11 protein-coding genes are annotated in these 14,085 nt (G+C 36.3%); 1 reads left to right on the top strand and 10 read right to left on the bottom strand.

What is annotated here, in order from left to right:
* Positions 1-11 precede the first annotated feature (11 nt).
* From IJF99_RS00410 to glnA, 7 genes are all read right to left on the bottom strand, one after another.
* On the bottom strand, positions 12-461 hold the full coding sequence (locus IJF99_RS00410; RefSeq protein ID WP_292790557.1) for a MarR family transcriptional regulator: 450 nt from the start codon (positions 459-461) through the stop codon (positions 12-14).
* A gap of 355 nt (positions 462-816) precedes the next feature.
* Positions 817-3,459 (bottom strand): PEP/pyruvate-binding domain-containing protein, encoded by a 2,643-nt coding sequence (locus tag IJF99_RS00405; RefSeq protein ID WP_292790554.1) that lies wholly within the window; start codon positions 3,457-3,459, stop codon positions 817-819.
* A gap of 38 nt (positions 3,460-3,497) precedes the next feature.
* A complete protein-coding gene (locus tag IJF99_RS00400; RefSeq protein WP_292790552.1) occupies positions 3,498-4,979 on the bottom strand; it encodes a glutamate synthase-related protein in 1,482 nt (493 codons plus the stop codon).
* Positions 4,980-6,053 carry a Coenzyme F420 hydrogenase/dehydrogenase, beta subunit C-terminal domain gene (locus IJF99_RS00395; protein ID WP_292790550.1) on the bottom strand — a complete coding sequence of 358 codons (1,074 nt, stop codon included), beginning with the start codon at positions 6,051-6,053 and terminating at the stop codon, positions 4,980-4,982.
* 11 nt (positions 6,054-6,064) lie between these two features.
* Positions 6,065-6,718, bottom strand: a complete 654-nt coding sequence (locus IJF99_RS00390; RefSeq protein WP_292790548.1) for a tributyrin esterase — start codon at positions 6,716-6,718, stop codon at positions 6,065-6,067.
* A 15-nt stretch (positions 6,719-6,733) separates the two neighbouring features.
* Positions 6,734-7,651, bottom strand: coding sequence for a glutamine amidotransferase (locus IJF99_RS00385; RefSeq protein ID WP_292790545.1), 918 nt, complete (start codon positions 7,649-7,651; stop codon positions 6,734-6,736).
* Between the two features lie 241 nt (positions 7,652-7,892).
* Positions 7,893-9,230, bottom strand: coding sequence for a type I glutamate--ammonia ligase (gene glnA, locus IJF99_RS00380; protein WP_292790542.1), 1,338 nt, complete (start codon positions 9,228-9,230; stop codon positions 7,893-7,895).
* Between the two features lie 534 nt (positions 9,231-9,764).
* On the opposite strand from glnA, the gene IJF99_RS00375 reads away from it, so the two are divergent.
* Positions 9,765-9,905 carry a hypothetical protein gene (locus IJF99_RS00375; RefSeq protein ID WP_292790538.1) on the top strand — a complete coding sequence of 47 codons (141 nt, stop codon included), beginning with the start codon at positions 9,765-9,767 and terminating at the stop codon, positions 9,903-9,905.
* Positions 9,906-9,989: 84 nt separating this feature from the next.
* On the opposite strand, the gene IJF99_RS00370 is transcribed toward IJF99_RS00375, so the two are convergent.
* From IJF99_RS00370 to prf1, 3 genes are all read right to left on the bottom strand, one after another.
* Positions 9,990-10,499: an N-acetyltransferase gene (locus IJF99_RS00370; RefSeq protein WP_292790535.1), complete on the bottom strand. Its 510-nt coding sequence runs from the start codon at positions 10,497-10,499 to the stop codon at positions 9,990-9,992.
* Positions 10,500-10,856: 357 nt separating this feature from the next.
* Positions 10,857-12,191: an NADP-specific glutamate dehydrogenase gene (gene gdhA, locus IJF99_RS00365; RefSeq protein WP_292790533.1), complete on the bottom strand. Its 1,335-nt coding sequence runs from the start codon at positions 12,189-12,191 to the stop codon at positions 10,857-10,859.
* A 371-nt stretch (positions 12,192-12,562) separates the two neighbouring features.
* Positions 12,563-13,807 carry a peptide chain release factor aRF-1 gene (gene prf1, locus IJF99_RS00360; RefSeq protein ID WP_292790530.1) on the bottom strand — a complete coding sequence of 415 codons (1,245 nt, stop codon included), beginning with the start codon at positions 13,805-13,807 and terminating at the stop codon, positions 12,563-12,565.
* Positions 13,808-14,085 lie beyond the last annotated feature (278 nt).

Genomic DNA, 14,085 nt, shown 5'->3' with positions numbered 1-14,085 from the left:
TTTCTCTCCCCTTAATTATCTTCAATAAGTTTCATACCTCTGATAGCTATTTCAATTATTCTTTCCTTTAATTCTTCATCAGAATCTGTTATTCCTACCTCTTTTTCCCATTCCTTTGAAATCTTTCTGAACTCAGGAACTAACTTTTTTCCTTTTTCAGTTGTATTTAACATGTATTTTCTGCGATTTTGTGGATTAGTTTCTCTTTTAACATAACCCAAATCCTCCAATTTTTTCAGCACTTTAGCAATATTGCCTTTGCTTTGACTGAACATATTTGCAAGGTCATCCTGTGAGCAGTTCGGATTATCATATATGAACATGATATATCTTACATCATGACCGAGATTCAGGTTTTTGAATTTTGATTTAATGTATTTCTGTTGATTTAACGAAATATTGTGAATCCATGCGATGAATGGAGAATATCTAGTTATTGCCTGAAAACTTTCATTATCCATTTTTTCACCTAATATATAATATTAACTTGACAGCATATAACTGTTTCTAATGAAACCGTTTAAAATGAAACAAAAAAAATGATTATAAAAATTCAATTCACCGGAAAAAAATCTTAAAAAGAACTATCGAAGAAAAATTCTTTGTTGATTTAAAAAAAAATGTGAAAAATAACTCCGTTGAAAAAATAAACTCAAAAATTCAACAGAGCCATTAATCACATTGAATTTCGTCATACTCTTCGCTTTTATTTGAAAAAACTCTTTTGTGAAAAAGAATATTACAAATAAAAAGGCATATGTCCCACCCGCCTGCCCTAAAAAATGGAATATCTTCCATTTTTAACTCTGTTTCAACCTATTTGAAAATGCACATTGTTTCATCCTTATTCATATCATGGTATAGCTCCGCTTTATCCTCATCAAAGTCAATGACCTGTATCATCCCATACAGCTCTTCACTTAAATCAGGACTTATTTCCTTAAGGATATTTTGATAATCATAGACCATATCCCGATTGAATTCTATTTTTTTCTCATTTTCAAATAACGCACCGTAATATATTTCCGCCTCTACCAGATCCTGGAACATATGGCTTCCGAAAGACAATTCCGGCATATATCCCACTTCACTATAGGATTCCTCCAGAATTGCTGAAAAATGACTGATGTCTGCAAATACAACCGGAATGCCCAATTCAGGAGAAGATGTACCTATCCTTCCGGGAACTATTAAAATGGCAGTTTTATCATTATTCTTACAATAAGCATTAATATCACTGATTATGCGAGGAATTGAACTTTTTTGAGCATATGGGTATTCATAATACTTATGCGGATCGACATAACAAATCGTGTCGATTTTATTCTTTCTTGACATTCCCATGGATGATTCCTTGATGTGGAAGAAGACGTTTTTATCCACAGGCATTTCAATAGCTTCATTGTTTGTAGAAACCTGAAGAGGACGGCACTGCAACAAGTTAATATTAAATGAATTGTCCTCACCAACATTGACAGTATATTCAATGTCGACCGGATAGTCATATGCAGTTTGCAAAGTGCTTAAAATCTTCTTCATCTCTTCAATGAACTCATGGTTTTTAACAATGCCCTCACAGTTAACAAACACTATTTCACGGCGTTGTCCACGGTCGCGAAACATCCTTTCCGCTTCACGGTCATGTTCGACCAGGACCTTTTTAGCGTATCTGGGAATCACGCTCAAACCGTCATCGACAGGAATGTCGTGAAGACTGACATTTTTAAAATCGATGACGTCAAGATAATGTTGAGAATACCTGTGTTTTTCCTTAATGTCATTCATCAGAGTTACTTCAGGCTTATCAAGATTGATGATTCTTGGATAGTCTGTTTTTGTCCTGTCAACAGCTTTTGTACCGAGACCCATTACAAGCCTCAACATGCCTTTGCTGTTATCCATGTCCGGAAGAGGGGAATACGGACTGTATGAGAATCCCACACCCGCAGCGGTCGGGAACAGATAGTCGCCATGATAGGAACCTGACACCCTCTGAACCAGAAGAGCCATCTGCTCATCAGTATCATCCAAATCGTTTAATTTCCTATATTCCAGAGCGGAAATGTTCATGGTACTTGAATATACTATTTTCACTGCCTCCTCAAAAGCGGCGAGACGCTCTTCAAGACTGCCCCTGTTTACACAGAACACTGATTCGTATTTGCCCGCAAATGCATTTCCATAACCATCTTCAAGAAAACTACTTGACCTGACAATGATAGGGTTCTGCCCGAAATAGTCCAATATGTGTATGAATTCCTTTTTGATTTCATCGGAAAACACACCGTTTTTAAGGCCTTCCTCTAACTTCTTACCATATTCATAATACCCCTCTTGGGTCCTTTGCTTTACCCTTAAATCCCATAAGTCATTTGAAACTATGTATGTGTAGAATAAATCCGAACCGATATAGAATGAATCGTCAGGCTCGAAGTTATTGTATATTTCGGGACAATTCCTTTCAATAATCTTTCTTGCAAGCAGCATTCCGCAGGTTTTTCCGCCCACCAATCCTGTACCTACACGGCGGTCATAGATTGTGATATAATCCTCGAAAGTGAAATATTCCTTGATTTTGGAAAGCATCCTTTCATCTTTTGTCATCATCAGCTCACAGATCTTGTCACACTCTTCATCGACATTTTCACCATGTTCATACTTCATTCTGACCTGAAGCATGTACCTTTCCCAGCTGTCTAAGATCTGTCCGCCCTGATGCTTATCAGAATCGTTGACTGTCTTATAGTACTTGCTTACTTCCTGACCGTCCTGAAGGACTTTGACCGAATTTGTCCTGAGGTTGAATTTATGTCCTAAAAACATTGTCGGAGAATATCTGTTCCATACCTTCAATGGAGAAACATAGATTTCCTCTTCATTGTTTGAGTAAACGTTCAGGAACAGCTGTGTGGTTTCACGAATTTTAGCGATGGCATCATACGAATGCCTACCCCGAATAATTGGGAAGAACGCTACTGTATCCAGTTTAAATAAAAATGGACAAGTGACCCTGAAGAAATTGCCCATCATGAAATCTGTTGACCATACCGCCTGAAGGTCGCTCAGGCAGTCGAAAACATAAAACGCATCGATGCCCTCCTTTTCTATGATTCTTCGAACTTCCAAAGTGAATGTTTCAAACTGTTTATAAGGATCCACCTGATAAATCTTAATCCCGTCACGTTCGATCATGCAAAACTCGGTGTCGGGATTGTTCTTCTCGATTTCAAGCAGTCTAAAATCTTCATCAGTCATCTCTATCAGCGGAGGATGATTAGCAAAACGCATGTATATTAAGTTCCTGTTATCTTCTTTTGCTTGCTTTACATAAGGGTCGACAAAGTAAGAGAATTCATTCAGGTTTGTAACGTTCCACACCACATTATCTCCCAAACGAATATTGTCTAAAGCCACGTCAAGCCCCGGAATTCCTGATTTGATTCTTTCGAATGCCGCCATAATAACAACTCCTAATCCTTAAAATAATCACCATAACATTAATCTCTCACCATTGGCACTCCAGTTAATTGTGAAGCCTCCATAGTCAATGCAACTAAATCCTGACGTTCAAGTTTTTCCACATCCGTATTACCTGCCTGCTGAGTTAAAGCCATCACTTCCTGAGTCATTGCCTCAATGTAGTTAGCAACTTGCTGGCCTTTTCTTATAGGGTCAAGTCTTCTTCTAAGCACTCTTTCCTGTGTTGCGATTCCTTTCGGACATGTGCCTTCAGAACAGGTCTGGCAGACTTTACATCCAATGGATATCAGTGCAGAAGTAGCGATATATACTGCATCCGCACCCAATGCTATTGCTTTTGCCACATCAGCGCCTGAACGAATTCCTCCTGCGGCCACAAGACTCACTTCACTTCTTAAGTTTATGTCCTTGAGTGCATCATCAGCTTTGACAATTGCCTCGATTGTAGGGATTCCTGCATGTTCTGTTACAACTTCAGGACCTGCCCCTGTTCCTCCCTGCATACCGTCAACAACGATTATATCGGCGCCGGCTTTTGCTGCAATTTTTACATCCTGTTCAACTCTACCTGATGCGAATTTAACGATAATAGGCACTTTCCAATCAGTTATTTCCCTTAACTGATCGATTTTCATACCCAAGTCCTCAGGACCGACAATATCCATATGTCTGGCAGGGCTTAATGCTGAGGTCCCTTCAGGAATATTGCGGACCCTTGCCACTTCGGCAGTGACCTTATGGGAAAGCAGATGTCCTCCCATACCTGATTTAGCGCCTTGGCCTATTTTTATTTCAACCGCCTCAGCATTGTTGAGATAGCTTGCTGAAACTCCAAAACGGCCTGAAGCATACTGGGCAATCAGCTTATCGGCATAATATCTCTCTTCCGGAAGCATTCCACCTTCACCTGTGTTTGCTATTGTGCCCGCTTTACTGCTTCCAATAGCCAATGCGATTTTTGCCTCTTTGCTTACCGCACCGAAAGACATTGCCCCAATCATGATAGGAGTATCTATCTCGATCGGATTTTCCGCGAATCTGTCTCCAAGCACTACTGAAGTTTTGCACGGTTCCCTGTATGAATCGATTGGAGGTCTGGAAACCTGTGCCGGCAATAGGCTTAAATCGTCGAATGTCGGAATTCTTCTGGTTAATCCGCAACCTCGCACTTTATATGAGCCTGTTTTGGTTTTGCGTTTTATTTCCACCATTGTTGAATTTGACCATATTCCCCTTCCTTCATCAGCAAGAGGCCTAACGTATATCGCGTGTGTAGGGCACATCTCTTCACATATTTTGCATCCAACACAGTTTTCCTGATAAATAGGATATGGTTCATCATTGATTACATCATAAACGCCATGAGGGCAATTTGAATAACAGCTGTAACAGTTTTTACAGGCTGATCTGTTGGGATTATCGCATAAATACCAGCAGCAGCCAGGCCGGTCATTGTTCTGTTTGCATATTTCTGATTTTCTCTCAACAGTGAATGGCATCTATTCCACCCCCTCTTCAAGATTTCTTAACGGTTTGAAAACCGGACAGACGGAATATTTTGTTCCTCCTGATTTGACAACCTCATCAATGTCTTTTGTTATTTTAGCGTAAGGTTTCCAGGCCAGATGATCTTCCTTATCAACAATAAGTGCCTCTGTTACAATATTATTGGTCAGCAAATAATCCAGCAATGTTGTGACTATTGAACCGTCCTGACCTTGGGTGTGCCTTACAGATTTGACGGACAATATTTTTATATATTCTCCGATAGCCTTGGAATTGTCATTTCGCAAGTCTTCAGGTATAAATGTTCTTGGACAAACTGTGAAGCATGCATGGCAATCCTCAGGGCATTTGCCTTTCATTCTTGGTTTTGTATCATCAATTGCTATCAGATTATCAGGGCACACGTATTCGCATGCTCCGCACAGCACGCAAGCTCCAACATCAATAACGTTAGATTTCAAATCCAGGAAATCGGATTCTGAAATTTCCTTATTTATGGAATCATCGGATTTATCCCTTTGATATAATACCGGCCTTGCGAAGAATTCCCTTTCTTCGATTGTTTCCAGATTTCTGTTTGTTTTATTTGCCGCAAGCCTATTCAGCAATTTGAATTGTGATTCTGTAAGGTCTTTAGCTTCAATGAAATTTTGTTTTAAGGCCCCGTCAACTATTTCCTCACCTTTTTTGGTTCTGACAATCAATGTTGACCATCCTTCATCTGAACCGATTGATCCTATTGAAATATCGGATGTTTCGGAGGTTAGTTCGACGCATATGTTGCAGTTTTTTCTAATTATCCTTTTAGCAACTGATAAAGGAATCTTTACTGTTTCTTTAGTTTTCAGCAATAGGAATACGAATCCTTTATCGATTTGAAATTTCTCAATGTCATCCATTTTCAAATCATACTCTTTTAAGAGATTTCCAAAGTATTTATATGAGAAATTCTCCATACAGAATAAGCCCAGTTTAACATCAATAGGGCTATCAGTATAATATTGCAGTTTGGATGCTGCCATGATTTCACATGGTGTTCCAACCATTGCTATTTTATGTTCACTCATTTTCCTAGCTCCTATTGTATATTAACGATTTTTTTGAAATTTGTATAATCAATATCGGTCAGTTCAAAACCGTATTTGGTTAATATTTCTTTTAATTCATTTTGATCTTCAAGAGTTGTTTTTTCCATTATGGCATTTTTTCCTAAGCTTTTCACATCTCCAAGAACATATATGCTTCCTCTCATGATGGATTCGCCAACATCATCGGTAACATCGCCCAGGATTATGAGTCTTCCACCCATCATGAGCAGTCCTGTCATGTATCCGCTATTTCCTCCGATGATTACGGTTCCTCCTTTCATGATTTCGCCGGTTCTTGAACCTACACTTCCTTTGACTATTACAACTCCGCCATAGATTCCCTGTCCTGCACCGTCACCTGCTGTTCCCTCGATGATCAATTCGCCCTTGGTCATATTATCACCGGCAAACCAGCCTGCATTTCCATTAATTTGTATTTTTGGCCCGTTGACCATTGTTCCAACAAAATAACCTGCAGAACCGTTGATTTGGATGTCAACCTCTTCAGTTAAACCTGCACATATATTGTGTCTGGATTCCGGATTGTTGATGATGAGTTTATCATGATATACTGCCTGTTCTTTTATTGTGCGGTTTAATTCTTTTTCATCCATATTTTTTGCATCAATAACATATTCTTTCATAGATAAAACTCCCCATTAAATTGTATAAGCCCTTGTTTCACCAGGAGCAATTTGTTCTATTTGATCGGAATCTGTTACGTCATGCAATGCCATTTCCTCTGAAGCCACTGCAAAGATCTCATCAGTTTCCACCATCACTCCAGGCCTAAGGCCGAGTTTGTCCTTTGCAATGCCAATACCATTAGGTGTTCCCACCAATATTGAGAATGGTCCGTCCAGATCCATTACTGCCTGGTCCAGCGCTTCTTCCAATTTATATCCCTGGTTTAGTTTATCCGCCATATAATGAACAATGCATTCAGTATCGTTGAATGATTCAAAAGTATGTCCTTTTCTCTCAAGAGGGTCCCTTATTTTCCAGTAATTGGTGATTTGTCCATTATGCACCACAGTGATGTCCGGTATGATGTAACTTTGATATGGGTGTGCATGATAGCGGTCCACGCCACTTTCCGTTGCAAAACGGGTATGTCCTATCCCATGGGTCCCCATTCTACTTTGAACGTCAAAACGTTCGGCGATGTCTTTTACTTTTCCTATGTCTTTTATCATTTCAAAGGAATGTGAACCGTTGATGACCCTTACGTTTTCCAATTCATCTATTTCCCTAATGCATGGCTGTAAAAGAGAAAAGTCATCCAGTGCTATTTTGCATTTGTATACGTCTGAGTCCCCTACAGACTCGATTAATTCCTCTTCGAAAATTGGTGTTATTTGAGTTAATAATGATTTTAAATTGTCTAATGTACCTCTTTTTCTTTTTACTTCAATGTTTAATTGATAAAAATTATCAGGAAAATTTAAACTGCCGTAGATTGCATAACCTGCTGAATCCGGACCTCTGTGTTGTAATGATTCAAGCATTGAGGTTAATGCATCCCCAACAGCGTGAGTTTTTTTATCTTTGTATATTACACCTGCTATTCCACACATTTTTCTACCTCCATAAAATAATCGGTGAATACACAATTAAGTCGGATTAATAACTTAAATTGAGTTTATTTTAAAAATTTAGTCTACAATATGCCTAAAATATATCTAAATTACAGTATTCCTAAAAAATAATAATAATTCGAAAATTTCAACCTTCTCTTTTAATTATCATCCTCCAAAAAATTAATGAATTGGAAGTCAATTAGGGAACAGACCTGATTGACAACCAATGGATTCATGATTAAACATTAAGGTATTCATCTCTTTCATAGTCGAATACTTGTATTCTGTAAGCATCCCATTCTGCTCTTTTGATGCTGTAGAACTGATTGAACACTTTTTCTCCTAAAGCGTTTTTGACTACCTCATCCTCTTCTAATGCATGATATGCTTCCCATAAACTTGTTGGTAAATTACTGATTCCTTTTTCGGCAATTTCATCTTCAGTGTATGCGAAGAGGTTTTCCTCAGTTGGTTCGCCAGGATCGATTTTATTGTCCATACCATCCAAACCTGCTTCAAGCAATACTGCAAATGCCAAGTATGGGTTACAGGATGGGTCAGCTGATCTGCATTCGATTCTTGTACCTAATCCGCGGGATGCCGGAATTCTTAATAATGTTGATCTGTTTTTGAAGCCGTAAGCGATATAACATGGTGCTTCATAACCCGGCACTAGACGTTTGTATGAGTTGACTGTTGGAGACAATATTGCTGATAATGCAGGAGCGTGTTTTAATAACCCTCCAATGAAGTATAATGCTTCCTGTGAAATTTGATTTTCAGTGTCTGAGTCATAGAAGATATTTTTGCCGTCTTTAAACAGACTTTGATTACAGTGCATTCCACTACCGTTGATTCCGAGGAATGGTTTCGGCATGAATGTTGCTTTAAATCCTAATTTGTTAACAACAGCTTTAACTGCTTCTTTGAATGTTATAACAGCATCAGCTGTTTTTAAAGCGTCTGCATATTTAAAGTCGACTTCATGTTGTCCTGCTGCCACTTCGTGGTGGCTTACTTCAACATTGAAATCTAATTTTTCCAATGCCAATACGATTTCTCTTCTGATGTCGTTACCTTTGTCTAATGGTTCCACATCAAAGTATTCAGCTTCGTCTGCCGGTATGTAGTTTCCATTTTCATCTTCCGTTATGATGAAGAATTCCGGTTCTGGACCCATATTGAACTGGTATCCTCTTTTTTCAGCCAGTTCCAATGATTTTTTTAGTACTCCTCTTGGATCTCCATCATATGGTTTTCCTTCTGTGGTGAAAATATCACATATAAACCTGCTGGTACCTTTCACTTCAGGTCTCCATGGAATTGTTGAGAAGGTGTTGATGTCAGGTTTTGCGAGCAAGTCACTGTCATTGATTGAAGCTAATCCTGCTACTGAGGATCCGTCGAATAATAATCCGTCATTTACTATATCTTCAACATCATCGGCTTTTTTAAGTGGTACTGCCATACTTTTCGGTAATCCATGTATATCTGAGAGTTCCAGTTTTAAAAATTTTATATCGTTCGCTTCGATTGTTTTAATGATTTGGTCTAATTTTTTATCTTTTTCTGACATTTTTTCACATCTTTTGAGTTTATTTTATCCATTTTTGAAGAAAATGGAATTGGAAAACCATTTTGACTAAATGAATTTTATAACACATAGTCGGAAGGAAGCTTCCTTCCTACTAATAAATATTGACGATTTTATATATAAATGTTTTGAATTAAACAAAAAAATATAACATATTTTTTACATTATGGTTAATCTGAGAATTATCCAAGAAAAAAATAATAACCAATTAAGTATCGAAGGAATTGAATTAACTCCTACATCGATGAAAAAAATAAAAAAAAACAAATCCATATTTTCCCTTATGCGGGAAAGAGGTGATACCACCCTACATTTAAAAAAATAAAGCTCCTTAAAAAATCCTCATTAAACCTTAAAAATTGCTTTCACTATGTAAAATTGCTTTGAAAAAACCATATTATATAAATATTTGCATAATCTTAAAAAAAATAATTATTTGATGAATTTATGAAAAATGTAAACTATTTAAATGATAAAATACAATTAATTATTAAAATATTACTGAGGTGAATGCACATGGCAAAACCTATTGGTGAAACTCCAACATTATACGGTAAAGAAGCTAGGGATTTTTTAAGAAAAATGAAGGAACCTCCTAGCAGAGAAGACCGTGAATTTAGAAAAAAATGTGAATCCCAAAGAATAGTTCTATTTTAACTTTTCTTGAGATCAAGATACAAATAGAAAGTTTGTTCAGGATTTTGTTTGATAATCTTGTCCAACTTCTCTTTGATTAATTCATCATCTTTTTTTTAAGTTTGAAAAGTGATTATGGACCGCATAAAAATTATATGCACTGGCATAACCTTCAACAACGATAAATCTTAAACCTACATCATTTTCAGATAATTTTCTAATGGAGTTAATGACATTTCTGAGAATATGTGAACCTAATCCTCCATTAGTATATTTTTTATCGATTGCAAATCTTCCTATTTTTATTGCAGGCAATGGTTTCTTTTGGGGAACCTTTTCCATATTTTCATTAAAATGAGGTTTTAACTTAAACCTAATATTTTCATCCCGAATATTCTTTAAAGGGATAGTATCAGTTAGCAATGATACAAATCCAATTATCTCCTCATCACAAGTAATCAGTTTTGTGATATTTATTTTATCTTGTTGTTGGTTTAATGCATCATTTTTAATAAAATCATTTAAATCATCAGAGTCGCATTCAAAATTACTTAAATCATGTTTTTCAGTTAATGTTTCAAATTTATAATTTTCTTTAATATACTCAATATCCATAATATTACCATAATTTAATTTATTTTTATATTTTAAGAAAATTAGTTTAAATTCAATAGTTTAAAAGATTTAACTGACTAATTGAATTAAAACATAGTCAATATTACATTAGTAGAAAATAGTACATATTAACTTTTGAAGTGCGACACTGTGAAAAATCACAGATATGAAAAAACACGATGAACAACCGTTACTACCCTACATAGCAAAATATAAAAAGAAAAATTAAACTATTTAAAACACTCAAAAATATTAATATTAAACTAATAGGACAACAATCTAAATATTAATAAAAAATTATCTAATAATAATATAACATGTTATTAGCTTAAAAAAAGAAAAAATAAACAAGGAAATCTATACGATTCCTTGTGCGTTCATTGCGTCAACTACTTTTAAGAATCCTGCAATGTTTGCTCCTGCAACATAGTTTTTGTCCATACCATATTCTTCAGCAGCAGCAGCGACATTTGCGAAGATGTTTTCCATAATGGTTTGTAATCTGGAGTCGACTTCTTCAAATGTCCAGGATAATCTTTGTGAGTTTTGTGACATTTCAAGTGCGGAAGTTGCTACTCCACCAGCATTGGAAGCTTTACCAGGTGCGAACAATATGCCGTTTTCCTGTAAGTATTCGGTTGCTTCGATTGTGGTTGGCATGTTTGCTCCTTCTGCAACAGCCAAAATTCCATTTTCAACTAATGCTTTTGCATCTTCTAATTGCAATTCGTTTTGGGTTGCGCATGGAAGAGCAATGTCAGCTTTTACAGTCCATACACCTTTACCTTCGTGGTATTCGGCGGATGGTCTTGCTTCAGCATAAGCGGTTAATCTTTCACGTTTTACTTCTTTAATTTCTTTGAGTAATTCAACATCGATTCCTTCCGGATCGTAAATCCAACCGGTTGAATCGGAACAAGTTACAGGTTTACCGCCTAACTGTTGTGCTTTTTCAATTGCATAGATTGCTACGTTACCTGCACCGGAGACAAGAATGGTTTTTCCTGCAATATCAATATCATTTGCTTTTAGCATTGCGTTTGTGAAGTATAATAAACCGTAACCGGTTGCTTCTGTTCTTGCAAGAGATCCTCCGAAGGTTAAACCTTTACCAGTTAATACTCCTTCGTATAATCCTCTGATTCTTTTGTATTGTCCAAATAAGAAACCGATTTCTCGGCCACCTACACCAATATCTCCTGCAGGAACATCAGTGTCTGCACCGATGTATTTGCATAATTCGGTCATGAAACTTTGACAGAATGCCATGATTTCTCTGTCAGATTTTCCTTTAGGATCAAAGTCTGATCCACCTTTTCCTCCGCCAATTGGAAGTCCGGTTAAGGAGTTTTTGAAGATTTGTTCGAAACCTAAGAACTTGATGATTCCAACGTTTACGGATGGGTGGAATCTTAATCCGCCTTTGTAAGGTCCGATTGCTGAGTTGAACTGTACACGGTAACCGGTGTTTACTTGCACTTGACCGTTGTCGTCAATCCATGGGACACGGAATTTTAATTGTCTTTCTGGGTTTACTAATCTTTCAAGAAGAGCGTTTTTCCTGTATTCTTCTTCGTTTTCTTCAATTACAACCCTTAAGGATTCTAAAACTTCACGCACTGCTTGGTGAAATTCAGGTTCTGAAGGGTTTTGTGCTATAATAGTTTCAATTACTTCATCTACGTATGACAAAATTATTCCTCCAAATCGAAATTTGAATTATATTATTAAATTTTTAACAATATGTTTAATTATATGCATCTTCTAGTATTTAAATATTATTCAATTTTTAACAAGAATATATTAATATCATTCATAAAAATTAAGATATGTATTATACAAATTATACAAAAATACAAAAAAATTGTTATTTTATTAACTCTTTTTAAATATTTTTCTACAAATTACAATAAAAATTATCAATACATAAACAGTGTCGGAAAGTACTTTCCACCTAAAAGTTTCCGAACAAAAATGCGTTGAAAAAAAAGCAATGCCTGAAAAAAATAATTAAAAAAAAGAATTAGGATTATAACAAATTTGGAAAATCAAAAATGTTATAATTAGCGTTCAACATAATACCTGAGAATCGCACCGATTCCTCCGAATGCACGGAATAGCTGCATGCCTTCCTCAGTTTCAGTGGAAATGAATTCCACATCAGTATTCATTTCTTCAGCTTTTTCAACGAATTCCTCAGCCAAGTCAATGGAGGATTCCTCTTTTAAAATCTCATTACAGTTAGGGCATCTTTCCTCTTTATTGTCCGCTTCGGCCTGTGTTTTGACAGTGAATTCCTTTTGTGTTCCGCAGCTAGGGCAGGCAAATGTCTTACGCATACTGGTCAAATCTTCAGACAAAAGCAACACATCAACAGCACCTATGGTCAGGTTATTCCTAACCTCATCTTCACCATAGGAATAAAGTCCCTTATCCTTCCTCAATTCGTGAATGAATCTTTGAACAAGTTTCTTTTCCTGCATCACATCAAGGTTTGCAAGATCATCGGCGGATTTTGCTATGACCTCACGGATACCCTCTTCACCAGTATATGAAGTGTCAACAATTGACATCACTTTATCTTTCAGTTCATATTGAAGGTAATCTCCTTCAAAGAAATCCTTTTTAGTGAAACCAGGCCCTCCAATGATTATTCCTTTCAAATCATCTTTTAATGGCAAGAAAGCTTCGTTCATATGTTCCCCAATACGTTTCAGGAACTGGTGAGCAAGGTCTTCGATTACACGGTCAAACCTTCTCTGGGATTGACCCCCTGCTTTGTGCTTGCCCGGAACACCGCTGGTCAAATGACCTAGAATATTTTCCTTTTTACCCTTTAAGGTAGCATAAGTAGCCTCGTTTCTGTCAATAACAGCCACTCCGTAAACGTCGTGCTCCTCAATCATGTATTCCAAAGGCTCCAGGAAAAATTCATTGTTACATTTATACCAGTAGGTCTGAACAGGTTCAGGTGGTTCAATGACATATTTTTCCATTTTTTCGGTTCCAGGACCTCCTTTAGGAATCATACCCACAAATAAAACCAAACCGGTTTCAGGAGGTTGTCTGTATAATTTAATGCTTTCCAAGATTACTGCGATTGCAGACTGTACGTTTTTCCTTGTCTGTTTACTCTTGATGTTAGCGCTCTGACCCATTTCATCTCTCATGTGCTTACCAACATCACTCAATTGTTTGGTTGGTGGAATGTAAACGGAAACAAGCTCTGTACCTCTGCCTCTTTTATTTGATAATTCTTTTAATGTCTTTTTAAATTCATATAATTCTTTTGATGATACGCTAGCCATGTTATCCCTATAATAATTAAATTAATATAATAGTAATAATTATATAAATACAAATATAAATAATTAATGAAAAAATGCACTGCTGTCAAGCTAAGATTATTTTCTGAGATTTTTTAATTTTATTTTTTTCTCACATGATTTTTTTCGTATTTCTATTGGTATTTTGCTTTGTTTATTCTAATTCTTTCGTTATTTATTTTAATTACTTGTTAATTAATTTTAATTTAATTATATCTAATTTTAAGTATTATAAATAGTTAATTTTATTAATTATTAAT

Origin of the sequence: Methanobrevibacter sp. (assembly GCF_017406825.1) — an archaeon.
Lineage (GTDB): Archaea > Methanobacteriota > Methanobacteria > Methanobacteriales > Methanobacteriaceae > Methanocatella.
This window is presented reverse-complemented; position numbering and strand designations above follow the sequence as displayed.